This is a genomic window from Micromonospora sp. MP36, assembly GCF_008119785.1.
Taxonomy (GTDB): Bacteria; Actinomycetota; Actinomycetes; order Mycobacteriales; family Micromonosporaceae; genus Micromonospora.
The window spans coordinates 1-23,343 of record NZ_VSFA01000025.1 but is presented as its reverse complement, the minus strand read 5'-3'; the positions used below and the strand labels follow the sequence as shown (position 1 = coordinate 23,343).

The 23,343-nt window shown below is 71.1% G+C and carries 23 protein-coding genes; 10 read left to right on the top strand and 13 right to left on the bottom strand.

The genetic code is table 11. The features are described from left to right. Positions 1–18: 18 nt before the first annotated feature. Complete coding sequence (locus tag FXF52_RS18620; RefSeq protein ID WP_148798247.1) at positions 19–1,863, bottom strand: phosphoenolpyruvate carboxykinase (GTP); 1,845 nt, start codon at positions 1,861–1,863, stop codon at positions 19–21. A 493-nt stretch (positions 1,864–2,356) separates the two neighbouring features. On the opposite strand from FXF52_RS18620, the gene FXF52_RS18615 reads away from it, so the two are divergent. Beyond that, a complete protein-coding gene (locus FXF52_RS18615) occupies positions 2,357–2,893 on the top strand; it encodes a GtrA family protein (RefSeq protein ID WP_148798358.1) in 537 nt (178 codons plus the stop codon). A 64-nt stretch (positions 2,894–2,957) separates the two neighbouring features. After that, positions 2,958–3,677 carry a GtrA family protein gene (locus FXF52_RS18610; RefSeq protein WP_148798245.1) on the top strand — a complete coding sequence of 240 codons (720 nt, stop codon included), beginning with the start codon at positions 2,958–2,960 and terminating at the stop codon, positions 3,675–3,677. Positions 3,678–3,771: 94 nt separating this feature from the next. Here the strand turns inward: FXF52_RS18610 and FXF52_RS18605 are convergent, their stop codons facing one another. Together FXF52_RS18605 and FXF52_RS18600 are read right to left on the bottom strand one after the other, a co-directional pair. Beyond that, positions 3,772–4,344, bottom strand: a complete 573-nt coding sequence (locus FXF52_RS18605) for a PH domain-containing protein (protein ID WP_148798243.1) — start codon at positions 4,342–4,344, stop codon at positions 3,772–3,774. A gap of 115 nt (positions 4,345–4,459) precedes the next feature. After that, on the bottom strand, positions 4,460–5,335 hold the full coding sequence (locus FXF52_RS18600) for a biotin--[acetyl-CoA-carboxylase] ligase (protein WP_148798241.1): 876 nt from the start codon (positions 5,333–5,335) through the stop codon (positions 4,460–4,462). A 97-nt stretch (positions 5,336–5,432) separates the two neighbouring features. On the opposite strand from FXF52_RS18600, the gene FXF52_RS18595 reads away from it, so the two are divergent. Then, entirely contained in the window at positions 5,433–7,016 is a 1,584-nt protein-coding gene (locus tag FXF52_RS18595) for an acyl-CoA carboxylase subunit beta (protein ID WP_148798239.1), read from the top strand. Positions 7,017–7,103: 87 nt separating this feature from the next. Here FXF52_RS18595 and FXF52_RS18590 read toward each other — a convergent pair whose 3' ends face one another. From FXF52_RS18590 to FXF52_RS18565, 6 genes are all read right to left on the bottom strand, one after another. Further along, the gene (locus tag FXF52_RS18590; protein ID WP_148798237.1) at positions 7,104–8,024 is read right to left on the bottom strand and encodes a hypothetical protein; all 921 of its coding nucleotides are present in this window, start codon (positions 8,022–8,024) and stop codon (positions 7,104–7,106) included. Continuing rightward, positions 8,017–8,517 carry a SigE family RNA polymerase sigma factor gene (locus FXF52_RS18585; protein WP_148798234.1) on the bottom strand — a complete coding sequence of 167 codons (501 nt, stop codon included), beginning with the start codon at positions 8,515–8,517 and terminating at the stop codon, positions 8,017–8,019. Before FXF52_RS18585 ends, FXF52_RS18590 begins: the two co-directional genes overlap by 8 nt. Before the next feature lie 63 nt (positions 8,518–8,580). Next, entirely contained in the window at positions 8,581–9,564 is a 984-nt protein-coding gene (locus FXF52_RS18580) for a ketopantoate reductase family protein (RefSeq protein ID WP_148798232.1), read from the bottom strand. Between the two features lie 21 nt (positions 9,565–9,585). Continuing rightward, positions 9,586–10,191 (bottom strand): class I SAM-dependent methyltransferase, encoded by a 606-nt coding sequence (locus FXF52_RS18575; RefSeq protein WP_148798229.1) that lies wholly within the window; start codon positions 10,189–10,191, stop codon positions 9,586–9,588. A gap of 19 nt (positions 10,192–10,210) precedes the next feature. Beyond that, positions 10,211–12,172 carry a zinc ribbon domain-containing protein gene (locus tag FXF52_RS18570; RefSeq protein WP_148798227.1) on the bottom strand — a complete coding sequence of 654 codons (1,962 nt, stop codon included), beginning with the start codon at positions 12,170–12,172 and terminating at the stop codon, positions 10,211–10,213. A gap of 208 nt (positions 12,173–12,380) precedes the next feature. Continuing rightward, positions 12,381–13,124 (bottom strand): M50 family metallopeptidase, encoded by a 744-nt coding sequence (locus FXF52_RS18565; RefSeq protein ID WP_148798225.1) that lies wholly within the window; start codon positions 13,122–13,124, stop codon positions 12,381–12,383. A 169-nt stretch (positions 13,125–13,293) separates the two neighbouring features. Here FXF52_RS18565 and FXF52_RS18560 point away from each other — a divergent pair, with 169 nt between their 5' ends. After that, complete coding sequence (locus tag FXF52_RS18560; RefSeq protein ID WP_148798356.1) at positions 13,294–13,785, top strand: Uma2 family endonuclease; 492 nt, start codon at positions 13,294–13,296, stop codon at positions 13,783–13,785. Between the two features lie 125 nt (positions 13,786–13,910). Then, complete coding sequence (locus tag FXF52_RS18555) at positions 13,911–14,663, top strand: GH25 family lysozyme (protein WP_148798223.1); 753 nt, start codon at positions 13,911–13,913, stop codon at positions 14,661–14,663. A 90-nt stretch (positions 14,664–14,753) separates the two neighbouring features. Here the strand turns inward: FXF52_RS18555 and FXF52_RS18550 are convergent, their stop codons facing one another. Together FXF52_RS18550 and FXF52_RS18545 are read right to left on the bottom strand one after the other, a co-directional pair. Then, on the bottom strand, positions 14,754–14,984 hold the full coding sequence (locus FXF52_RS18550; RefSeq protein WP_148798221.1) for a hypothetical protein: 231 nt from the start codon (positions 14,982–14,984) through the stop codon (positions 14,754–14,756). Positions 14,985–15,070: 86 nt separating this feature from the next. Beyond that, positions 15,071–17,047 (bottom strand): serine/threonine-protein kinase, encoded by a 1,977-nt coding sequence (locus tag FXF52_RS18545; protein WP_148798219.1) that lies wholly within the window; start codon positions 17,045–17,047, stop codon positions 15,071–15,073. 91 nt (positions 17,048–17,138) lie between these two features. Here FXF52_RS18545 and FXF52_RS18540 point away from each other — a divergent pair, with 91 nt between their 5' ends. Both FXF52_RS18540 and FXF52_RS18535 read left to right on the top strand, forming a co-directional pair. Then, positions 17,139–17,351 carry an acyl-CoA carboxylase subunit epsilon gene (locus tag FXF52_RS18540; protein ID WP_148798217.1) on the top strand — a complete coding sequence of 71 codons (213 nt, stop codon included), beginning with the start codon at positions 17,139–17,141 and terminating at the stop codon, positions 17,349–17,351. A gap of 95 nt (positions 17,352–17,446) precedes the next feature. After that, on the top strand, positions 17,447–17,899 hold the full coding sequence (locus FXF52_RS18535) for a hypothetical protein (protein ID WP_148798215.1): 453 nt from the start codon (positions 17,447–17,449) through the stop codon (positions 17,897–17,899). 292 nt (positions 17,900–18,191) lie between these two features. Here the strand turns inward: FXF52_RS18535 and FXF52_RS44080 are convergent, their stop codons facing one another. After that, positions 18,192–18,446 carry a hypothetical protein gene (locus FXF52_RS44080; RefSeq protein WP_148798213.1) on the bottom strand — a complete coding sequence of 85 codons (255 nt, stop codon included), beginning with the start codon at positions 18,444–18,446 and terminating at the stop codon, positions 18,192–18,194. A 960-nt stretch (positions 18,447–19,406) separates the two neighbouring features. Between FXF52_RS44080 and FXF52_RS18525 the strand changes: the two genes are divergently transcribed. Genes FXF52_RS18525 through FXF52_RS18515 form a run of 3 tightly spaced genes read left to right on the top strand, consistent with a single transcriptional unit; the run spans position 19,407 to position 21,753 of the window. Beyond that, positions 19,407–20,423, top strand: coding sequence for a S8 family serine peptidase (locus tag FXF52_RS18525; protein WP_255472098.1), 1,017 nt, complete (start codon positions 19,407–19,409; stop codon positions 20,421–20,423). Between the two features lie 10 nt (positions 20,424–20,433). Next, positions 20,434–21,090, top strand: a complete 657-nt coding sequence (locus FXF52_RS18520; RefSeq protein WP_148798210.1) for a nucleoside triphosphate pyrophosphatase — start codon at positions 20,434–20,436, stop codon at positions 21,088–21,090. Positions 21,091–21,099: 9 nt separating this feature from the next. Next, positions 21,100–21,753: an O-methyltransferase gene (locus FXF52_RS18515; protein WP_148798207.1), complete on the top strand. Its 654-nt coding sequence runs from the start codon at positions 21,100–21,102 to the stop codon at positions 21,751–21,753. 219 nt (positions 21,754–21,972) lie between these two features. Here the strand turns inward: FXF52_RS18515 and FXF52_RS18510 are convergent. Next, on the bottom strand, positions 21,973–23,343 hold a 1,371-nt coding region (locus FXF52_RS18510), incomplete at its 5' end, for a sugar MFS transporter (protein ID WP_148798206.1).

Below are 23,343 nucleotides of genomic sequence, written 5' to 3'. Positions count from 1 at the left end.
TACGGGCAACCGGCGCACCTATCGCTGCGGCTGCTCCGCGTCGAGTCGGGCGCGCAGCGCGTCCAGCTCGGCCCAGAGGACGCCGGGGAGCTTGTCCCCGAACTTCTCGAACCACTCGGTGACCAGCGGCAGCTCGTTGCGCCACTCCTCCGGGTCGACCTTGAGGGCGATCCGGACGTCCTCCGGGGTCATGTCCAGGCCCTCGACGTCGAGCGCGTCCTGAGCCGGGACCATGCCGATCGGCGTCTCGACGGCCTCGGCACGACCCTCGATCCGCTCGATGATCCACTTGAGCACCCGGGAGTTCTCGCCGAAGCCCGGCCAGAGGAAGCTGCCGTCCGGGTCCTTGCGGAACCAGTTGACGTAGTAGATCTTGGGCAGCTTCGCCTCGTCGCCGTCGACGCCCTTGCCCATCTCGATCCAGTGCCGGAAGTAGTCGCCGGCGTGGTAGCCGATGAACGGCAGCATCGCCATCGGGTCGCGGCGGACCACGCCGACCGCGCCGGAGGCCGCCGCGGTGGTCTCCGAGGAGAGCGTGGCGCCCATGTAGACCCCGTGCACCCAGTCACGCGCCTCGGTGACCAGCGGGACCGTGTCCCGGCGACGGCCGCCGAACAGGATGGCGTCGATCGGCACCCCGTTCGGGTCGTAGTAGTCCTCGGCGAGGATCGGGCACTGGGTGATCGGGGTGCAGAACCGGCTGTTGGCGTGCGAGGAGAGCTCGCCGCTCTCCGGCGTCCAGTCCCGGCCCTTCCAGTCGACCAGGTGCGCCGGCGGCTCACCCATGCCCTCCCACCAGATGTCGCCGTCGTCGGTCAGCGCGACGTTGGTGAAGACGGAGTTGCCGCGGTCCAGAGTCCGCATCGCGTTGGCGTTGGTCTTCCAGTCGGTGCCCGGGGCGACCCCGAAGAGGCCGAACTCGGGGTTGATCGCGTAGAGGCGGCCGTCCGGGCCGAACCGCATCCAGGCGATGTCGTCGCCGATGGTCTCGACCTTCCAGCCCGGGATGGTGGGCTCCAGCATGGCCAGGTTGGTCTTGCCGCAGGCCGACGGGAAGGCGCCGGCGACGTGGTAGACGCGGCCCTCCGGCGAGGTGATCTTGAGGATCAACATGTGCTCGGCGAGCCAGCCCTCGTCCCGGCCCATCACGCTGGCGATCCGCAGCGAGTAGCACTTCTTGCCCAGCAGCGAGTTGCCGCCGTAGCCGGAGCCGAAGGACCAGATCTCCCGGGTCTCCGGGAAGTGCGAAATGTACTTGGTGTCGTTGCACGGCCACGCCACGTCCTGCTGGCCGGGGGCGAGCGGGGCGCCGATGGAGTGCAGGGCACGCACGAAGTCGGCGTCGTCGCCCATCGCCTCCAGGATCTTCGCGCCCATCCGCGTCATGATCCGCATCGAGGCGACCACGTAGCCGCTGTCGGTGATCTCGACGCCGAACATCGGGTTCTTCGCCTCGACCGGGCCCATCACGAACGGAATGACGTACATCGTCCGGCCGCGCATCGAACCGCGGTAGAGGTCCGTCATGGTGCGCTTCATCTCGGCCGGCGCCATCCAGTTGTTGGTGGGGCCGGCGTCCGCCTCGTCGACCGAGCAGATGAAGGTGCGCTCCTCGACCCGCGCGACGTCCGTCGGGTCCGTCCGGGCGTAGAACGAGTTGGGCTTCTTCTCGGGGTTCAGCCGGATCAGGGTGCCGTTCTCGACGAGTTCGTCGGTGAGGCGGCGCCACTCCTCATCGGACCCGTCCACCCAGACCACCCGATCCGGAGTGGTCAGTTCCGCGACCTCACGTACCCAGGCGAGCAGTTTGGGGTGGGACGTCGGGGCCTGATCGATACCCCGAACAGTAGCCGGAGCAACCATGTCACATCTCCTTGTGGTCGACGCTGACCGATGTATTGGATGCACGAGTTCTGGCGCGCGGGCGCGTCGCCTTCGTGGAAACCTGGGATTGGCCTCAGCGTAAACCGGCCTGCGTCGAGAGTCAGTGGGACTCGTTGTGAAGAACTGCACAAGGTACGGCCACGCTGCGGCATCGCGATCTGATACCCGCTTTCGCGCGCAGTTTCACGCAAATCTTGTGAGAAACCTTCGACGGACACCCGGCGGCGCGCCCGCAACGGGTGGCCGCCGCGCCGCGAGGGACCTGCTCGATCCCGCCAAATTCCGCCGCCGGCCGGTTACGCTCCGTTCACATAGACGGGACCGGGCAGGAAGGCGGGACGGGCGTGACCACTGCGTCCCGCAGCCGGATCTCGCACCGCTCGGCGGCACGCCGCACCGGTGTGCCGCCCGCTCGCCGTTGCTACCCCTCCCTGCCATGCCCAACCGGTACTCTCGGCGGGTGGCCGCGACGATGACCGGGGACCAGCCGGGGGCTCCGCAGACCCGTCGGGGTCTGCTCGGGGTCCTGATCGACCGTTTCGGTCACCTGGTCCGCGAGCTGAGCAAGTTCGCCACGGTGGGCGGGCTCGCCTTCCTCGTCGACTTCGCGCTCTTCAACTACCTGGCCAGCGTCCAGCACGAGCCGCCGGTCCTGGCGAAGACCATCTCCACGGTGGTGGCGGCCACCCTGGCCTTCCTGGGCAACCGGTTCTGGACCTGGCGGCACCGCCAGCGCTCCCACCCGGCTCGGGAATACGCGCTGTTCTTCTTCTTCAACGGGGTCGGCCTCGGCATCGCGGTGGCGTGTCTCGCCATCAGTCACTACGGGCTGGGCGGTCTCTGGCCCCGGGTGTTCCAGACCCCACTGGCCGACAACATCGCCAGCTTCATCGTCGGCACCGGCCTCGGGACGCTGTTCCGATTCTGGTCGTACCGGCGGTTCGTTTTCGTGGAGGCGGGAACTCCTCCCGTTCCGGCAACGAGCGACGACCGAGAGTCAGGGGCGTGACCCAGCGCCCATTCCCGTCCCGCCGGGCCGAGCCGGCCCTGCCCACTGCCCTAAGGTGTTTCGCATGCCTGGAGTCCGTCTGCTGCCCGAGCGCTGGCAGAAGTTCATCCACGAGGCGCTCAAATTCGGCATCGTCGGCGGCATCAACACCGTCATCAATTACGCGGTGTTCAATGCGCTGGCACTCACGGTTTTCCGCGACGGCCAGCTCAAGGCGACCGTGGTGGCGACCATCGTCGCGACGATCACGTCGTATCTGATGAACCGGCACTGGACGTACCGGGATCGACCGAAGTCGGCACTGCGCCGCGAATACGTACTGTTCTTCCTGTTCAACGCCACCGGTCTGCTCATCGAACTCGGCGTGCTGGCGGCCGCCAAGTACGGCTTCGGCGTGACCAGCCTGCTCATGCTGAACCTCGCGAAGACCGGCGGTGTCGTGCTCGCCACGATGTTCCGCTTCTGGTCCTACCGGACGTTCGTCTTCCAGCCGGTCCCGCAGCACGCCAAGGAGACCTGGCACAGCATTCCGCGTGACGAATGGGACAACGTCGGGGAGATGGACCCGGTCGCGGAGCTGGCCGAGTCGGTCAGCGAGCTGGAGGAGACCGAGCCGCGGCCGGGCCAACGGGCCGCGCGGGCGGCCGACCGGCGGCCGGACTACGCCCCGACCCAGGGCCGGCCCGCACCGGCGGACGCCGGCCTGGGCCGCGTCCTCGGCGCCGACCTGGACGCCGAACTCGCCGCCGAACTCCAGCCCACCCCCCGCCGCCCCCACCGCTGACCGGGGCAGAGCGAGCGTTGATCAAGAAGTTTGCGTCGGAACCGTCGGTTCCGACGCAAACTTCTTGATCGACAAGGCCGCGGGATGGCCGGGGTCAGGCGGAGGGGTCGCGGAGTGGTTTGCCCTCGCGCATGTCGGCCAGGATCTCGCGCATCTCGCCGTCGCCGAGCGAGTGCTTGTCGTGGTGGGCCTCGACCAGCTCGTAGAGCTTGGTCTGCACCTTGTCGACGTGCGGCACGTCGGAGAGCACCGACTGACCCCGCTCACCGGCCGACTCGATGGTGAGGGTGCCGCAGCCGAGCAGCCGCTCCACGAAGCGCTGGTGCATCGAGTGGTCGTTGATCCGGGTCAGCGGCAGGTCCCGCCGGTTACGGGAGAAGACCCCCTCCTGGAGCAGCACCCGCTCGTTCGTGAAGAGGTAGTGGGTGGTACGCCAGACGAGGAACGGCCACAGGCCCAGCCAGAACACCAGCACCAGGGCGAGCGCGGCGATCACGTAGAGCGCGATCATGCCGCCGCCGCCCTCGGGCAGCAGGACCCAGCCGGCGACCACCGCCGCAACGGCGAGCACCAGCACCAGGATCGGCCGGATCAGGGCCTTCCAGTGCGGGTGCAGGTGGAGCACGACGTGCTCGTCCTCGGTGAGCACGTCTTCGGGGAACGCCACGGGAACCTCCTCGCAGAACAGGACGCGCTGACGGTAACCGGTCGGCGCATCCCGCGGGGATCAGCCGCGCGGCGGGTGTCAGGAAGGGCCCCTTCCTATACCAGGGCCCTGCCGTTCAGCGCACGTGCAGCACGTCGCCGGCGGCCAGGCGGAGTTCGCCACCGGGGCCGTCGACCAGCAGCTGGCCGTCCGGGTCCACCCCGGTGGCGGCGCCGCGTACCTCCCGGCCGTCCGGGAGCAGCACCCGGACCTGGCGGCCGACCGTGGCGCACGCGGCCAGGTAGGCGTCCCGCAGTCCGCTGGCGACCGCGTCGCCGCCGGCTGTGCGCCAGCGGTCGTACCAGTCGGCGAGGGAGCGGAGCAGGGCGCGCAGCAGCGGGTCCCGGTCGGTGGCGGCGGCCCCGGCGAGCAGGAGCGAGGTGGCGGGCAGCCCCGTCGGGCTCTCCGGCAGCTCGCCAGCGCGCAGCGTCACGTTGAGCCCGATGCCCACCACGATCGCGGAGGGCTGCTCCGGCGCGTCGCCCGGCACCGCCTCGGCCAGCACACCCGCGCACTTGGCACCATCGATCAGGAGGTCGTTGGGCCACTTGAGCTGGGCGTCCAGCTCGGCCAGCCGGGCCACCGCCTCGACCAGCGCGACCCCGGCGAGCAGCGGCAGCCAGCCGTACCGCAGGGGTGGCACGGGCGACCAGCCGCGCTCCGCGACGGCCTCCCCGGGCCGGAGCAGCACGCTGGTCGCGATGCCGGCCCGGGGCGGCGACTGCCACACCCGGCCCCGCCGGCCCCGACCGGCACTCTGCCGCTCGGCCACCACCACCAGCCCCTCCGGCTCGCCGGCCCGCGCGGCCTCGACCACGTCGGCATTGGTGGAGCCGGTCTCCGCGCGCAGGTCCAGCCGGCGCCACGGCCCGTGCGGGGCGACGAGCGCGCGCTGCAGCCGGGCCGCCGACAGCGGCGGGCGGTCCAGATCGGTGTACGGCGAGCCGGGCATCCCGCCAGCCTACGGCCCCGACGCGGGACGGTGGCGGGGATGCCGGTGAGGCGCACTGCACAACGGCACCCACCTGAACCATCGTTATATTCCCTGGGTGACTACCGAGACCGGGATCAACATCCACACCACCGCCGGCAAGCTGGCGGACCTGGAACGTCGGGTCGACGAGGCGGTGCACGCCGGGTCGGCGCGCGCGGTCGAGAAGCAGCACGCGCGGGGCAAGAAGACCGCCCGGGAGCGGATCGAGATGCTGCTCGACGAGGGCTCCTTCGTCGAGTTGGACGAGTTCGCCCGGCACCGCTCCACCAACTTCGGTCTGGAGAAGACCCGCCCGTACGGCGACGGCGTGGTGACCGGCTACGGCACCGTGGACGGCCGGCAGGTCTGCGTCTTCGCGCAGGACTTCACGGTCTTCGGCGGCTCCCTCGGCGAGGTCTTCGGCGAGAAGATCGTCAAGGTGATGGACCTGGCCATGAAGATCGGCTGCCCGGTCATCGGCATCAACGACTCCGGCGGCGCGCGGATCCAGGAGGGCGTCGCCTCGCTCGGCCTCTACGGCGAGATCTTCTTCCGCAACGTCCGGGCCAGCGGCGTCATCCCGCAGATCTCCCTGATCATGGGCCCGTGCGCGGGCGGCGCGGTCTACTCGCCGGCGGTCACCGACTTCACCGTGATGGTCGACCAGACCTCGCACATGTTCATCACCGGCCCCGACGTGATCAAGACGGTCACCGGCGAGGACGTCGGGATGGAGGAGCTGGGTGGCGCCCGCACCCACAACACCCGCAGCGGCAACGCGCACTACCTCGGCAGCGACGAGCAGGACGCGATCGAGTACGTCAAGGCGCTGCTGTCGTACCTGCCGTCGAACAACCTGGACGAGCCGCCGCTCTTCGACGCCCCGGCCGACCTCGACGTCACCGACGACGACCGGGAACTGGACACGCTGATCCCGGACTCGGCCAACCAGCCGTACGACATGCACCGGGTCATCGAGCACGTCCTCGACGACGGCGAGTTCCTGGAGGTCCAGCCCCTCTACGCGCAGAACATCGTGGTCGGCTTCGGCCGGGTCGAGGGCCGCCCGGTCGGCGTGGTCGCCAACCAGCCGATGCAGTTCGCCGGCACCCTCGACATCGCCGCCTCGGAGAAGGCAGCCCGGTTCGTGCGGACCTGCGACGCGTTCAACATCCCGGTGCTGACCTTCGTGGACGTGCCCGGCTTCCTCCCCGGCACCGGGCAGGAATGGGACGGCATCATCCGCCGCGGCGCCAAACTCATCTACGCCTACGCCGAAGCCACCGTCCCGAAGGTCACCGTGATCACCCGCAAGGCGTACGGCGGCGCGTACGACGTCATGGGCTCCAAACACCTCGGCGCCGACCTCAACTTCGCCTGGCCGACCGCCCAGATCGCGGTCATGGGCGCCCAAGGCGCGGTGAACATCCTCCACCGACAGGAACTGGCCAACGCCGACGACCCGGCGGCCGTCCGAGCCGAGAAGATCGCCGAGTACGAGGACACCCTCGCCAACCCCTACATCGCCGCCGAACGCGGCTACGTCGACAGCGTCATCCCCCCACACGAGACCCGCACCCAGATCGTCCGGGCCCTGCGGGTGCTGCGCACCAAGCGGGAGACCCTGCCGCCGAAGAAGCACGGCAACATCCCGCTCTGACGCCCTGATCCGCGCAGCCTCTGGGAAGCTGGCTGCTCCCGCTGGGGGACAGCAGCCCGCCGGACGTTGCGCGGATCTTCGGGCTGGTCAGCAGCGGGGGTTGGCGGCGGCGCACATCCGGTCGGCGGCGACGCCGGCCAGGCGACGGAGGTCGGATTCGGTGCCGCCACGGCCGATCTTGATGACCGAGACCAGGTCGCCGACCCGGACGATGGCGGTGCTGTCGGGCTTGGACACGTCGGGGAGCAGGTTGCCGGTGTCCAGGTTCCGGGCCTCGACGACCGTGTGCCGCAGCAGCACCGACTCGTCGCCGGCGAAGTTCCGGTCGACCTCCTGCCAGGAGTGGACGACCTGCGCTCTGATCGTCTTTCCCTGCCACCGGGTCGGACCGCTGGACCGCCACTCCCGGCAGGGCGCGAGCACCTCGGCCATCTCGGCGAAGATCCGGTCGGCCACGTCCGGCGCGACCCGGTAGACGTCCTGGTTGAGCAGGACGTCGCTCGGTGGCTGCTCGGCACCTGGCCGGTTCCGGAGCAGGGTCAGCGAGCGGGAGTAACGGGACGGCTCCCACTCCGCCCGCTGCCCCTGGACCTTGCGGCAGTACCGCAGCATCTCGTCCAACTGGACCCCCTCGCCGAGACCCGACTGGGTCAGCGGGGCCTCGGTCTTCGCCTTCACGTCGGCGGCTTGCAGCAGCACGTCCAGCGGAATCTCGGCGGCGGGTGAGGCGATCGGCGAGCGCCGTGGAAAGGTCGGTTCGGGCTCCCCGCTCGCCGGTAGGGCGGACGCCGGCTCGGCAACGGTGGACGGCGTTCCGGAGGCGTCGGGGCGGGCCGCCACCGCGACGGCGGAGGCCGAGGCGACCGTCAGCACGGCCAGCGCGGCCAGCGCCGCCGTACGCCGGCTGCGGCGCTGGGCCCGGGCCCTGATCTCGACCGGCTCGGGCCAGCGGACGTCGCCCAGTTCCCGCTGCACCCGGTCGACGAATGCCAGGTCGTCGTCACGCATCGGTGGCCTCCTCCAGATCCACGACGGCGAGCAGCCCGGCGAGCGCGGCCCGCCCCCGGGAGAGTCGCGCCTTCACCGTGCCGACCGGCGCCGCCGTCTCCCGGGCGACCTCGGCGACCGGCATGCCGAGCAGGTAGTAGAGCGCGATGGCGGTGCGCTGCTCCTCGGGCAGCCGGCGCAGCGCGGCCACCACCTCGACCGTGTCGGTGCTGGGCGGCGGGATGCTCTCCTCCGCCCAGTGCCGCAGGTACGCCCGGGCGCGGCTACGCAGGCTGCGCCACCGGCTCACCGCGATCCGGCTGGCCACCACCCGTACCCACGCCTCCGGGTCGTCGTACCCGCTCACCGTCGACCAGCGCTGCCAGGCCCGGATGTACGCCTCCTGCACGGCGTCCTGGGCCTCGGCGAGGTTGCCGGTGAGCACGTAGACGAAGCCCAGCAGTCGTTGCCGGCTGCCCCGGTAGAACTCGTCGAACCCGTCGACGTCCGGCACCCTGTTACCTCCCCCGTGACGGTCGCAGGAGAGACGCCTGGCGTCGGGGGTGGGGTTGCCCGGTCAGCCGACCATTTTCTCCAACTCGACGAGGGGGAACCCGCCGGCCGGGATGCGCTCGCGTACCGCCCGGCGGACCGCGACCTGGACCGCCGCGTTCGCCGGGGTCGGCACCCCGTGCAGCCGGCCAAGCAGCACGATCTCGCCGTTGAGGTGGTCGGCCTCGGCGGAGCCCGCGCCCCGGGCCAGGCTCTGCCAGGTGGATCCGCCGGCCCGCTCCTCGCCGTCGACGGGCCGGTGCCGCGCCTGGTCGCCCCGCTCGGCGGCCTCCTCGGCCGGGGTGGTGTGCGCGATGCCGGCGGCGGCCAGCACGGCCTCCCCCTCGGCGCGTACCCGGGCGGCGAGCGGTTCCGGGATGTCCGAGCCGAGCAGCGCCTGGAGGCCGTTGCCGAGGTTGCCGAGCAGCTTGCCGTACTTCCAGCGCATCGCGTCGTCGCGGACCGGAGCGACGAAACCGGCGGCGGTCAGGTCGGCGGCCACCGTCCGGCTGGTGTCGTCCGACCCGGACGGGTAGCGGCCCAAGTGCAGCATGCCCGGGTGCGGGTGCCCGTTGGCGACCACCACACCCGGTTCGAGGTGGGTGGCGGGCAGCCAGACGCAGACCGGGTGCACCCGGGCGAAGAGCCGCAGCGCGGCCCGCTCGTTGGCGACGCCGTTCTGGGCGAGGAGGATCGGCAGCCGCTCACCCGCCGTGCCGCCGCCCTCGACCGGGGCGTCCACCCAGGTCGCCAGCGCCGCCTCGGTGTCCTGCGACTTGACCGTCAGCACCAGCACGGTGTCGGCCGGCAGCGGCCGGTCGCCCGGCCCGGCCACGGCGGGCAGCCGGCCGGTCACCCTACCCTCCGGCGTCCGCAGGACCAGCCCCCGCTCGCGGATGGCGTCCAGGTGCGCGCCGCGGGCCACCAGCGTCACGTCGCGGCCGGCCTCCCCCAGCCGTACGCCAATGGTGCCGCCGACTGCGCCCGCCCCGATGATCACGTATCGCACGGTCTGATTCTGCCTCGCCGGTCAGTCCGCCGTGGCGAGGTGGCACAACCACCGCTTGCCCGCCGGGGTGACGTCCCGCTCCCGGCGAAGCAGGCGGAAACCTGCCTGGGCCAGCAACGCCTCGGCCTCGGCGGGGCGGTACCGGGCGAAGAACCGGTCGGCTTCCTGGCCGGGCCACCCCTGCCAGCATTCCCCGTCGCCCTCCTGCAGGCTGAGCAGCAACGGACAGCCGGGGCGCAGCATCCGACCGACCTCGGCCAGCACCGCCGGGGCCGCCGCCTTGGGCAGGTGCAGCAGGGAGGCGGAGCACCAGACCCCGCCGAAGGCGCCGTCCCGGAACGGCAGCCGCAACATGTCGCCCTGCACCAGCGGGACGTCGACCCGGTCACGGGCGGCGCGCAACATCGCGGCTGACAGGTCCAGGCCGACGATCGCCGATCCGCGACCGGCCCAGTAGCCGAGGTCCCGGCCGGGGCCGCAGCCCAGGTCGAGCAGGGGGCCGTCGGTCCGCCGCTGGAACTCGTCGGCCAGCGCCAGGTACGGGCCGGGCATCTCGGGGTTGCGAGCGGCGAAGTCCTCGGCGATCCGGTCGTACGCGGCCCGGTTCCGGGCGGTCACCTCGTCCATGGCCGGGCAGCGTCCCTGATCAGCTTAGCGATCCTGAGTCGGATTGAGTTTCCGGGATCGTTTCCCACCGTGGTGGGGACGCGTGGGCGTGGAAGTGGAATCCCGCGCCCAGGGCGGCTCCGCGCGGCCGGTGGCCGGTGGTGGGTGTGCTGGTCGTGTTCACGCCCTGGTGTCGGTGGGCTGCGCGGGACAGCTTCCGGTCCGTTGGTGCGTGTCCCTCCGGACGCTTACCCGCCAGGCTGTGGGGCCGGGTGGGGGAGGGTGCCCTGCGTCGCCTGGGCGCGGGGCGTGGTGCCTTGCGCCGGGTGGGGCCGGTCTTCGACCGGTCGGCCCGGCTGGTCTTCGTGATGACCGCTGCCGTTTCGAGTTTGTCGACTACGGCGCGGATGACCATGTGCCCGCTGGTCTTGTCGATGGCGGTCTTTGCCTGGTGGGTCAGGCCGCGGGCGGCGATGCGTCGCCAGGCGCCCTGGTCGCGGTCGCCCTGCCACCGGCAGGACTGGTGGGGACAGACAGCCCACTTCCAGCCCGCCACCGTCGGCTTATCGGGGGCCTTGCAGTGCCGCAGCGGTGTCAGGCACTGCGGGCAGTGCTTCGAGGTGTTGCGCGCAGGCGTGGTGACGACAGCGATACCGTGCTCGGCGGCGAGGTGCCGTATCCGGTCGACGATCTGCCCGCGCACTTGCTGGGACAGCCGGGTGTTGAGGGTGGCGCCCATGCCCTTGGCTTCCAACGACCTTAGGTCTTCGACGTAGATGACGGTCGCCCTGGCGGCGATCGCCTGGTCGACGGCCCAGCGGGCGGCAGCCCACGCGAGCGCGGCGTTCAGGTTCTGGCGGCGTGCGGAGACGTGGCGGATCTCGTCGCGCAGCACCTCGTGCTTGCCGACGAGCTGATGCCGCTCGTCACAGCCGGCGAGGCGCTGGTAGTGGTCGGCCTTGGCGTGCAGCCGCTCACTGTGCCGGCGCAGGCGGTGCTGCTTGGCGAGGACCCCGGCGGCCCGGAACTGACCGCCCGCCCCCAACGCGGTGATCCGCCCATCCTCGTGCAGTCGCAGGGCTCCCTCGCTGAGGAGAGTGTTGAGACCCCAGTCCACGCCGACCGCCACCGTGTGACCGGTCCGCCGGGCCTTCGGCACAGCGTGCGTGTACGCCACATCGGCGCACACCTGTCGGCCGGTCACGCGCAGGGTGGGCAGGTGCAGTATCGCCGAGGCGGGGACCGTGGGCGGCAGGCTGATCGGACAGGCCACCCACGTCCAATCCCGATACGATCGCGGATCCGGGCGCGTGGGCAACTGCAACCGCAGCAACACCCTCCGAGCGTCAGTGTCGCTGCGCTCGATGCTGGCCTGCTGCCGGTCACACGCGGCCAACAGCAGCATCCGCGCCACCCTTGGGACACCTTCCAACTCGAACACATCCACCGGCAGCCGCCCATTGACGGCAAGGAACCTGGCAGCCTGCCGCGTGCGGGACTTGATGACACCCGACGACAGATGCTCCCCACCCGGAACCGCCCGACGCACCTGCTCCCACTCCCCTGGAGTGCGCTTGCGCGGATCGGCCGGCCACGTCGCCAACACCCCGGAGGTCAATGCAGCACGCCACCACGCCGAACGAAGTGCCCGCCCCGCCTGCTCCTGCGCCATGCGCGCGATCCGGTCATTGACCTTCACACCCTCGGGCGCGGTGGCGGTCCACCCCAGGCGCCGCAACGCCATCCACGCATTCGATGGGAGCTTCCGGCCGCCGGCGTCCACACCGGAGGCCAACACCTCCACATCCGCGCAGTTCCACCGCTCCGCCAACAGGCCGGAGACCATGCCCGCCACCAGATCGGCACACCAGCCCATCCGTTGCGCAAGCACCGCCTGCGACAGAACCTCACCGCTCTCCTCGTCCACCCCCGATCGCAGCGAAGCACGGGCGCAAGCGGTACGGGAGGCCTCACCCTCAGCCAGCGGCAGCTTCCCGCTCACCGACTCATCGCCCCGCCATCGAACCAAGAGAACCCGCGATCACGAACGGCCCACATCACCGGAATCTCCCCCGAACCAACCCAAAAGCGAAACGCCACCATTCACACGGCTAACCTAGGATCACCGACGATTCCTAATCAAGTTGGTCAGCCTAATGTCCGGGACCGATGCCCGCCGTTCTCGCTCGCGCAAGGCAGGTCTGACGTGGCTAGAGGGTGAGGCCCGTGTCGGTGAGGATCGGGCCGGCCAGCAGCAGCGCGCCGCCGACCAGCACGGCCAGGTTGACCAGGGCGAAGACCGTCACCCAGAACAGCGCCGGGAACGGCGTGAGCCGGGCGAGTTGGTCGGCGTCGGACTGGGGCATCCGACCCCGGCCGCGCAGCCGTTGCAGCTCGACCACCGGGCGTACGCCGCCGAGGAGCAGGAACCAGACCGACGTCCAGGCGAAGGCCGCCTGCACCTGCGGCGACGCGTACCAGGACACCGCCAGCACCACACCGCCGGTGACCAGCAGCGACAGCACCCCGAAGACGTTGCGGATCAGCACCAGCATGGCCAGCAGCAGCACCACGGCGACCCAGAGCAGCAGGGTGATCCGGTTACCAGCGAGCAGCCACGCCCCGGCGAGACCGACCAGCGACGGGGCGACGTACCCGGACAGCAGGGTGAAGATCATGCCGGGGCCGCTGGGGCGGCCCGCGGAGAGGGTGAGCCCGGAGGTGTCCGAGTGCAGCCGGATACCGCGCAGCTTCCGGCCGGTCAGCAGCGCGGTCAGGGCGTGGCCGCCCTCGTGCGCGATGGTCACCGCGTTGCGGGCGATCCGCCAGGGCACCCGGGTGGCGACCACCGCCAGCGCCACGGCGGCGGTGACCAGCACCAGCAGCGGCGGCGGGTCGGGCTGCGCGCTCAACAGCTTGTCCCAGAGGGTGGTGAGGCCGTCGATGAGGGGCATGGGCGGGCAGCTTACCGGCCCGAGCTGTGTCGTTCGGCGGGCGCGGCCTCGTATCGCGTGAGACTGACCGGGTGGCGATCGGAGCGGGAGGTGAACGCCGGTGAGTGCGGCACCCCTTGAGCCTCTTGACCAGCATGTCGGCCTCTGGACCGAGGCCGACTACTTCGCCATGGGCGAGAGCCGTAACCGGATCGAACTGCTCGACGGGAGCCTGATCGTAAGCCCGGCCCCGAGCAAGCGGCATCAGACTGTCTCGCGCCGGCTCGCCAACTCGGTGGAGTCGGCCGTCGCACCGGACGGGCTTCTCGTGTTCGAGGCCGTGAACGTCCGGCTCGGGGTGAATCGGATCGTCATTCCGGACCTGGTCGTCGCTGACACCGATGACGAGGGCACCGTGATCGAGGCAGCCGAGGTCCGGCTCGTCTGCGAGATCGTTTCTCCCGTGAACGCCGCCGCCGACCGCCTGGTCAAGATGCAGCTCTACGCGATCGCCCGGATCCCGTGGTACTTGCTCGTCGAGCAGGACGGCGGCAGCCATGCGCTGCGGCTGTACCGGCTCGAGGGCGCGCACTACGTCGAGGAGCGGGTGGCCAAGGCCGGCGAGACTCTTACGTTCACCGAGCCGTTCCGCTGGGCACTGGACCCGGCCACGCTTGGCTGACCAGCCCTGAGCGGCCAGCGAAGCGATGATGACCGTCAATGAAAATTTCTTTAAGCCCTCTTGCGGCAGGGGGCACTTACCTCCAAGGATGGGCATCAATCAATCGCCGTCTCTGGAGGGCATCAATGGCTCGTAGCAGACTCTCCGTTCGCCGGCTGCTCGCCACCGGCCTCACCATCGCCACCACCGCGGCGGCGGCCCTCGTCGCCACCGCCGGACCGGCGGCGGCCGCCACCACCCCCGGCATCGACGTCTCGAACTACCAGGGGAGCATCAACTGGACCAGCGTCCGGAACGCCGGCATCCAGTTCGCCTTCATCAAGGCGACCGAGGGCACCACCTACAAGGATCCGCGGTTCGGCGCCAACTACGTCGGCGCATACAACGCCGGCGTGATCCGCGGGGCGTACCACTTCGCCCGGCCGAACATCTCCTCCGGAGCCACCCAGGCCAACTTCCTGGCCAGCAACGGCGGCGCCTGGTCGGCCGACAGCCGCACCCTGCCCGCCGCGCTCGACATGGAGGCCAACCCGTACGCCGGTGGCTACTGCTACGGCCTAAGCACCACCGGCATGCGCAACTGGATCCAGGACTTCCTCAACACCTACAAGTCACGCACCAGCCGGTACGCGGTCATCTACACGACCACGAGCTGGTGGAACCAGTGCACCGGCAGCTGGACGGGACCGTGGGCCAACCACCCGCTGTGGATCGCCCGCTGGGCGAGCACACCCGGCACCCTGCCGGCCGGCGCCCCGTTCTGGAGCTTCTGGCAGTACACCAGCACCGGCAGCGTCTCCGGGATCAGCGGCAACGTGGACCGCAACTACTGGAACGGTGACCGGACCCGCCTGATCGCGCTGGCCAACAACACCTGAGGGTCCTGACGCAACAGGTCGGCGGCAGCGGGACCGGCTATCACGTCGATAGCCCGTCCGGCTGCCGCCGCCGTCGTCTGTGGCGCCCGGTCAGACCCGGCGTCGCGTGCCGGCCGGCACGGGAAGCGCACCCCGTCCGGGCAGGGTGGTGCGGCTAGCCAGCCGCCAGGTCGCCACCCCCGCGGCGACGAGGGCCACGACCGTGAGCACCGCAATCGGCGCGGACAGGCCGGCGCTCACCAGCAGAAGGACGATGTCCCCGAGCGCGACCAGCATCCATAGTGCCAGCCGGGGCCCGGTGTCCTTGTGTCGGTAACCCATGTCGTACCTCCTTCCGTCGTCGCAACTTCCATTACCCCGTACGACGGAAGGCCATGCGAATCACTTCGCGGGCCGGGATTGCTCCCTCAGTCCACCCGGTCCGGCTTGAAGTTCTTGGTGATCACGTCCCAGTTGGCCAGGTTGGCCGCCCAGTCCTTCTCCGGGACCTCCCACCGGAGGGCGAAGCCCCGGTCGCTGGCGGTAACCACGCCCCGGTTGCGCACGTGGAAGCGGACGCCCTTCCGCGTCTCCAACCAGTCCCAGTCGGCGCAGGTCCGGTAGTAGTCGCAACGAGTGATGTCCACCAGTTTGTAGTTGTCGCCGAGTCGCCGGCGGTTGGGCTCCTGCTGCTGCCATTCCGTGTCCGCGCCTTTTTTAGGCGAGTTGGTCCACTGGACGAGCAGCACGCGTTGCGCCCCGCCGATCTCGTAGAGCACAACGGTGTCGGAGCGAACGCGGGCCTGCCAGCCGTCCGGGATCGGCACCTGGAAGCCGTTCGGGCCCTTGTAGTAGTGCCAGCCGGCGGGCAGGGTGCCGGCGGAGGCCGAGGGCGTCGCCGACGGGGTCGGGCTGGGCGCCGCGCTGCTCGGCGCGGCGCTGGTCGCCGCCGGTGCCGAGGCGCCGCTGGTGGCCGCGCTCGGCCGGCCCCCGTCACCGCCGTCATCGCCGCTGGTGAGCAGTGGCACGGCCACCGCGAGGACGAGCAGCAGCACCGCGACCAGCGCGCCGATCAGCAGGTTGCGCCGGTTGCGCTCCGGATTCGTACTCGGGACGACCGCGGCCCGGCCGGTCGACGGCGCCGGACTCACCGGCGCCGCCAGGACGGAGGTCGGGCTCTTCGGCGGGGGCGGCGGCTCCGCCGGGCCGTCGACGACCGGCTCGCCGTCCACCTGCGTCTCGTCGAGGGCCGGATCGGGTCCGTCGACCCGGATGTTGTCGGCGGCCGGATCCGGTCCGTCCACCCGCGTCTCGTCGAGGGCCGGCGCGGGGTCGAGCTTCGCGGTCGGCTCGGCGACCGGCGGGATCACCTTCGCGGTGGGCGCGTCCTCCGCCCCGTCCGGAACCTTGACCGTGGCGGCGGCCGCGCCTGCGGCGGCGACCGAGGCCGGGTCGGGCTTGCGAGGGGCCGAAGTGGACGAACCGCCGACCGGGCGCGGCCCCGGGACCAGCGGCGGGCGCGGCTCGCGCGGACCGTTCGGCCCCGGCCGGCGTACGCCGTCCAGCAGCGAGATGCTCTTCGCGCGCCGCCCGGCGGCCTTGCGGAGCAGGCGCTCCGCCACCTCGGCGGTGATCCGCTCGGTCGGGTCCTTGCGCAGCAGGCCCTGCAAAACCGGCTTGAGCGGCCCAGCGTTCTTCGGCGGCGGCAGCGGCTCGGTGGCGAGCGCGGCCAGGGTGGCGATCGCCGACGGCCGGGCGTACGGCGACTTGCCCTCGACGGCCGCATAAAGGGTCGCGCCCAGCGACCAGAGATCGGCCTCCGGCCCCGCGGTGCCGTCCCGCGCCCGCTCGGGCGCGATGTACGCGGGCGAGCCGAGCACCATGCCGGTGCGGGTCACGTTCGGGTCGCCGGGGATGGTGGCCAGGCCGAAGTCGGTGAGCACCACCCGGCCGTCATTGCCGAGCAGCACGTTGCCCGGCTTGACGTCGCGGTGCATGATGCCGGCCTTGTGCGCGGCCTTCAACGCGCCCAGCACCCCGAGGCCGATCTGGACAGCCTTGGCCGTGGACACCGGACCGTCCTCGGCGATCGTGTCCTGCAACGACCTGGACGGCACGTACTCCATGACGATCCACGGGTCGCCGTCGGTACGCAGCACGTCGAAGATGCGAACCACGTTGATGTTGTTCAGCCGGGCGATCGCCCGCGCTTCCCGCAGCGAGCGCTCCCGCATCTCGCGGCGCTCCTCGGGGGTGAGGCTCGGCGGCGGGACGAGTTCCTTGATGGCCACGTCCCGGTGCAGCACCTCGTCGCGCGCCTTCCACACCCGACCCATGCCGCCCTGGCCGAGCGGCGAGATGAGCCGGTACCGGTCGGCAACGAGTTGGGGAAGCGCGTCAGACATCGCTGAGACGGTACCCGGCTGCTCCGACGCTCACACCGCCGGCACGCCACTGTGCGGCGAAGGTCAAGTTCTCGACGCGTACCCTGAGACCATGTCTGCCGAAGAGCCGCTGTTCCGGATCGTCCGGGGGGCGCCCACCGCCGAGGAGCTGGCCGCCCTGGTCGGGGCGATCGTGGTCCGGACCCGACCGGCCGCCGCCCCCGCGCCGGCCGCCGTGTCGCAGTGGACCCGCAGCGCCCGTCCGGCCGGCGCGGCGCTGGTCGCCGGTCCGGGCGCGTGGCGCGCCGCCGGCCTCCCCCGCTGACCTCTCCCCGGGTACGCACATCCGGGGCTGCCGAGATCCGCGACGAGCCGTTAACCTCACTCAGGGAAACGGTGCGGTGACAGGCAGGAGGGTCGATGATCCCCGAGGCGAACCGGCCAGCGGGCTGGCTGCGCGACTACGGCGCCATCGAGGCGGACATCCGGCAGATGCGCGAGTTCGCCGACCGCCTCCAGGACGAGGTCCTCCGCAACTACGCCCCACACCTGTCATACATCGCCGACGACATGAAGGCGGCCATCCCCAACCCCGCCGACGCCTTCATCGAGCTGGTGCAGTTCCTCCAGGCCCACCACGAGACACAGACGGCGACCGCCGAGGTGGTCTGGGGCCTGGTGCCCGCCACCGGCCACCTGGCCGGCGCCGCGCACCTGATCGCCACCAGATACGCGGACTCCGACGCCTTCTCCTCCGCCCAGGTCGCCGACGTGCAGGAAGCCCTCGCCCGCTCCGCAGGCGGCGGCAGCCGCCCCCTGCCGGCGTTGACCGATCCCTCCGCCGCCGACGACCGGCCGGTGGTGCTGCCGTGATCGAACGGGGCGGCGGGCGCACCTCCGGGCTCACCGACTGGCACCTGATGGACGTGCTCAGCATGTGGGCGTGCCTCCAGGACCAGGACACCAGCGGGCAGTGGAAGCAGGTCGCCGGCTGGCGCAAGGTCTGCGACCTCACCCTGGCCCACCTCAGCCGGTTGCAGGAATACCGCCGCGGGCTCGCCGAGGCATGGCCGCCGGAGACCAACGCCGCCGCGCGCGCGTACCTCGGCGAACTGGACCAGCTCATCGACAAGGTGCAGCGCACCCACGACACCGCCGCCGCGAACTACGACGCGCTCGCCGCCGCCACCCGCGCCATCGGCAGCACCCGCGCCGAACTCAAGCCGATCCACGACGAGTACGCGGCCAAGCTCCGGCAGAAGCAGGCGTACGAGGCGACGCTCGCCGACCCGAAGGCGGTGGCCGGCAGCCGACTACCCGAGCAGCCGCCGGTGACGGACGCGGACCTGGAACGGTTGAACGTCCAGGCGCGGGGGTTGATGACGGGGTTGAGCGGGGAACTCCAACAAGCCCAAGTCATGCTCCGCCAACCACCACCCCGCACTTGGCCCAGCATTGATCACGCAGCAGGGCCGTCAGAGCCGGCAGCCCAGCCTCCTGTCATCCCCCCGGTCGTGCCTATACCTATCGCAGCCTCTAGCACTGCCGCTCGCCTTAGCCAGCCAACGACGGCAGGGCAGCCCATACCAACTCCTGTCGCACCCGCCATCGGTCCCATCCTTGGTGGGACAGGAGGAGGGCTGGCACCGACCAACCCAGGCCCATCCCCCCTCATACCTTCAACATTGCCGCCTCAGCCAAGCATCGCTGCCCCACCGCCCCTTTCAGCGTTCCCAGGCTTCCCAGGCCGACCGACCCCGCAAAGCCAGCTCCGCGAACCGATTGGGCCCGTGAGCCGACCAACTGCAGAAACCGCGAAAGGTCCCACCTCTGCCAGCCCGACTAAGGGCCTGCCGCCTGGTGGACTTATCGGCGGCGCGCTTGGAAACAGCCTTGGCCACCCAGGAGCGGCTGTACCTCCGCGTCGTGTAAATCCGGTTGGCGGAGTCATCGGTGGCGGTGGCGCAGGGACCGCGCCATCAGGTGCCGCTGGCTCCCGCCCAGGCGCAGGGAGAGCTTCGCAAGTTGCTGGACCGCATGGCATCACTCCCATAGGGGGATCGCCCACCTCAGTCAATCCGAGAAGTGGCGGTACTCCCACTGTTTTGCCGCGGGGACTTCGCGGCGACGGCGGTCGTCGTTCATGGGATTCAGATCATCCATGGGAGACCGACGAAGGGGTGCCACCTATCGTTCGCCCACTGGACGAGAGGGGACCGATTGATCCCGGTCCTGCCATTGGGTTTGATAGGTGAAGCGCCCCAAAGCCCAAGCCGCCACCACATTAGTCATATGCGCAATAGCGCTTACTTCGACGGCTCCCGCATTCGCGGCTCCCTCATCGCCCGACGCTGCGATGGCTCGGCGCAATCAATGACACCTGCGCTATTTGAAGGTAGACCAGGCACAAAAGATATCTCGCGGAGCCGGCGTCACTGTAACTGTTCCCGACACAGATGTGGCGCCCCACCCAGACCTAGTGCGGAACCTGCTTGAGGGCGTGGACACCACAGCGGGCACCGCGGGTGATGGGCGCCAGGATTCCGATGGCCATGGAACTGGCATGGCTGGCCTCATCGCGGCGCATGGCAGTGGTGATAATGCCGGCGCATTGGGAGTAGCACCCGAGGCGAAGATACTTCCAATCCGAGGCAAACAATCGAGTGAAGGCGGAGATACGGAAGGCCTTGCCGAAGGGATCGAATTTGCCATAACTCAGGGGGCAGATGTAATTAGCATTTCCGCCGTTGCCGGTGCAACCATCCGTCTACAACGAGCGATAAGGGCGGCCCTGCAAGCAAACATTGTGGTCGTCGCCGGAGGAGGAAACGTCCCGGCCGATGTCAACGTCGGCTATCCAGCTAGCGAGCCGGGCGTTATTGCCGTCGGAGGCGTCGATAGGAAGGGGAACCATGCGGCGATCTCGGTCGCGGGTCCACAGATCGACGTGGCGGCCCCGGCGGTGGACATCTACAGCACCAGCATCAATGGGAAGTATCGGGTTGGCACCGGAACCTCGGACGCCACTGCCATAGTCTCTGGTGCCGCTGCGCTCATCCGGTCCAAGTACCCCAATCTCCCGGCGGAGGAGGTTGCGCATCGCCTGACCGCCACCGCGATCGACAAGGGCCCGCCCGGCCGGGACGACGAGTACGGCTACGGCGTCATCGACCTGGTCGCGGCGCTCACGGCGGACGTACCTCCGCTGGGTTTCGGGTCGACGAAGGCGGCCGCGCCCGTGCCGACCAGGGCGGCGCCGGAGGACGGGGGCGTGGACGACGGCGCGACCGCGAGGGGCCTGGCGACGCTGGGCGTCCTGCTGGCGGCGGGCGGCGGCTACCTCGTGTGGCGGCGGCGTCGACGTGCCGACGACCCGCCGCCGCGGATCAGCCGGTAGCGTCGCTCCCGTGTCGACCTCCATGCCGCTGCGCCTCGTGCTCGCCTCACAGAGTCCCGCCCGCCGCAAGCTGCTCCAGGCCGCCGGGATCGAACCCGACGTGCTGGTCAGCGGCGTCGACGAGTCAAAGGTGGTCAGCGACCGGGCGGACGACCTGTGCCTGGAGTTGGCCCGGCTGAAGGCGCAGGCGGTGCTGGGCCGGCTGCGCGCCGCGCCGGACGATCGGACGCTGGTGCTCGGCTGCGACTCGGTGCTGGCGTTCGACGGGGAGATCCTGGGCAAGCCGGCGGACGCGGCGGACGCCACCCGCCGTTGGCAGCGGATGCGCGGGCGGAGCGGGGTGCTGCACACCGGGCACTGCCTGATCGACGTGCTCCACGAGTCGCGGGCCGAGGCGGTCGCGTCGACCACGGTGCACTTCGCGGACGTCAGCGACCAGGAGATCGCCGCGTACGTGGCGACGGGCGAGCCGCTGGCGGTGGCCGGGGCGTTCACCATCGACGGGCTGGGCGGCGCGTTCCTGACCGGTATCGAGGGCGACCCAGGCACGGTGGTGGGGCTGAGCCTGCCGCTGCTCCGCGGTCTGCTCCGTGAGTTGGGGCTGAGTGTCACCGACTTGTGGACGAAGGTTGCGCCCGGCGGCCAGGAGATCGAGCATCTCGGTTAACGTCCGATCATGACCACCAAGCCGCTTCCGCTCACGCCGGAACTGCACGCGTACCTCGTCGCGCACGGGTCGGCGCCGGACGAGATCGTCCGTGAACTGACCGAGGAGACCCGGGCCGTCCTGCCGGAGCAGGCTGGCATGCAGGTCGCGCCGGAGCAGGCCGCGTTCCTGACCTTCCTCACCCGGCTGCTCAGCGTGCGGCAGGCGGTGGAGGTGGGTACGTTCACCGGGCTGTCCGCGCTGGCGATCGCCCGCGGGCTGGCCGACGGCGGCCGACTGACCTGCTTCGACATCTCCGAGGAATACACCGGCATCGCCCGGCGGTACTGGGCCCGGGCCGGCGTGCAGGACCGGATCGACCTGCGGATCGGCCCGGCCGCGGACCGGCTGCGGGAACTGCCCCAGGAGCGGCATCTCGACCTCGCGTTCATCGACGCGGACAAGGTCGGCTACCCGATCTACTGGGACGAGCTGGTGCCACGGATGCGGCCGGGCGGGGTCATCGCGGTGGACAACACCCTGCGCGGCGGCCGGGTGCTCGCCCCAGAGAACGCCGACGACCGGGCCATCGCCGCGTTCAACGACGAGATTCTGGCCGACGTCCGGGTCGACGTGGTCATGCTGCCCATCGCCGACGGCGTGAGCCTCGCGCGGGTGCGCTGAGACCCGACGCGCCGGCCAGATCGCCGATGTGGCGGTGTCCACGAGGCCGCGACACCGCCACATCGGCGACCTGCGCCGGTCCACGAGGCGACACCCCCACATCGGCGACCTCGACCAGTCCGCCAGGCCGCAACACCGCCACATCGGCGACCTGCGCCGGTCCACGAGGCGACACCCCCACATCGGCGACCTGGACCAGTGCACCAGGCCGCGACACCGCTAGGTCGGCGAGGTGGAGTCGATCAAGAGGCGCTGGCGGGGACCGGTTGGGGGGGTGGCGGCGGGGGCGTGTAGCGCCCGGCCCAGCCGCAGGGTGAGCAGCACGGCCGCGGCGATGAAGCCGGGCAGCAGCAGGAAGGCCAGGTGCGGGCCGACGCCGTCGGCCACCCAGCCGAGGGCGACCGGGGCGATCCCGAAGCCCACCCCCATCGAGTACGACGACCAGCCGGCCGCCTTGTCCGCGGCCGGCCCGGCGGCGGCGAGGGCGATGGAGAGGGCCAGCGGGTAGTGCAGGGCGTTGCCCAAGCCGAGCACGACCAGGCCGGTCACCGCCAGCCAGCCGGCCGGGGCGGACCAGAAGACGACGAACCCGACCAGCGAGACGGTCAGCGCGGCGAGCAGCAGCGGCACCGGCGGCCAGCGCAGCGCGAGCCGGCCGCCGGCCGCCCGGCCGATGAACATCCCGCAGACGATCGCGGCGACGGCCGCCGAGGCGCCGCCGGACCTGAGCCCGGAATGGGTACGCAGCACGTCGGCGGTCCAGAGCGACAGGCACACCTCGATCGAGCCGGTGACCGACATGAGCACCCAGGCGATCCAGTACGCCCGGGGGAGCCGCCGGGTGGCGGCCCGGTCACCGGCATGCCCGTCCGGGGCGGCGGGGCCCGGGACGACCAGGGCCACGTCGGCCGCCGAGGCGGTCACGCTGGCGGGGGCCGGGTCGACCAGCGCCACGCCGGCCGCCGAGGCGGTCACGCCGGCATCGGCGGAGGCGGTCACCGCGACCGGGTCGACGGCGGCCGGGGCGGTCGCCCCGGCGGGGTCGGCGGCAGCCGCGTCAGCGGGGGCGCCCTGCGGCAGGCGTACCCGGAAGGTCAGGGCGGCGAGCGCGACCAGCGCGATCAGGCCGACCTCGACGGCCATCGCGGGCCGCCAGCCGAGACCGGCGTCGACGGTGGCGCCGATGACCAGCGGGGCGAGGATGCCCATCCCGGCGCAGACGGCGTTGGCCTCGGTGAGCGCGGCGGGCGCGGTCGGCCCGTGGTGGGCGGTGAGCAGCACGCTGACCCCGCTGATCACCATCATGCCGAAGGTGGCGATCACCGCGACGGCGGCGAGGGTGGCGGGCAGCGGGCGCAGCAGCCCGAGCGCGGTGACGCCGGCGGCCACGCCGGCGAGGCCGAGCCAGGTGGCCGGGCCGCGGCCGAGGCGGCGGGCGGCCGGTGCGAAGAGCGCCCCGCCGAGGATCGCGCCGACGGCGATGCCGGTGCTGTGCAGGCCGGCGACGGCGGCGCTGGTGCCCTGTTCGTCGCGGAGCAGCGGGACGACCGGACCGAACCCGTAGAGGAAGAAGCCCCACAGCCCCAGCTG

Excerpts from the sequence above, each read along its gene's own strand:
- FXF52_RS18620 (WP_148798247.1), bottom strand. The coding sequence starts at position 1,863 with ATGGTTGCTCCGGCTACTGTTCGGGGTATCGATCAGGCCCCGACGTCC.
- FXF52_RS18615 (WP_148798358.1), top strand. The coding sequence starts at position 2,357 with ATGACCGGGGACCAGCCGGGGGCTCCGCAGACCCGTCGGGGTCTGCTC.
- FXF52_RS18610 (WP_148798245.1), top strand. The coding sequence starts at position 2,958 with ATGCCTGGAGTCCGTCTGCTGCCCGAGCGCTGGCAGAAGTTCATCCAC.
- FXF52_RS18600 (WP_148798241.1), bottom strand. The coding sequence starts at position 5,335 with ATGCCCGGCTCGCCGTACACCGATCTGGACCGCCCGCCGCTGTCGGCG.
- FXF52_RS18590 (WP_148798237.1), bottom strand. The coding sequence starts at position 8,024 with ATGCGTGACGACGACCTGGCATTCGTCGACCGGGTGCAGCGGGAACTG.
- FXF52_RS18575 (WP_148798229.1), bottom strand. The coding sequence starts at position 10,191 with ATGGACGAGGTGACCGCCCGGAACCGGGCCGCGTACGACCGGATCGCC.
- FXF52_RS18565 (WP_148798225.1), bottom strand. The coding sequence starts at position 13,124 with ATGCCCCTCATCGACGGCCTCACCACCCTCTGGGACAAGCTGTTGAGC.
- FXF52_RS18560 (WP_148798356.1), top strand. The coding sequence starts at position 13,294 with ATGGGCGAGAGCCGTAACCGGATCGAACTGCTCGACGGGAGCCTGATC.
- FXF52_RS18555 (WP_148798223.1), top strand. The coding sequence starts at position 13,911 with ATGGCTCGTAGCAGACTCTCCGTTCGCCGGCTGCTCGCCACCGGCCTC.
- FXF52_RS18550 (WP_148798221.1), bottom strand. The coding sequence starts at position 14,984 with ATGGGTTACCGACACAAGGACACCGGGCCCCGGCTGGCACTATGGATG.
- FXF52_RS18545 (WP_148798219.1), bottom strand. The coding sequence starts at position 17,047 with ATGTCTGACGCGCTTCCCCAACTCGTTGCCGACCGGTACCGGCTCATC.
- FXF52_RS18540 (WP_148798217.1), top strand. The coding sequence starts at position 17,139 with ATGTCTGCCGAAGAGCCGCTGTTCCGGATCGTCCGGGGGGCGCCCACC.
- FXF52_RS18535 (WP_148798215.1), top strand. The coding sequence starts at position 17,447 with ATGATCCCCGAGGCGAACCGGCCAGCGGGCTGGCTGCGCGACTACGGC.
- FXF52_RS44080 (WP_148798213.1), bottom strand. The coding sequence starts at position 18,446 with ATGACTTGGGCTTGTTGGAGTTCCCCGCTCAACCCCGTCATCAACCCC.
- FXF52_RS18515 (WP_148798207.1), top strand. The coding sequence starts at position 21,100 with ATGACCACCAAGCCGCTTCCGCTCACGCCGGAACTGCACGCGTACCTC.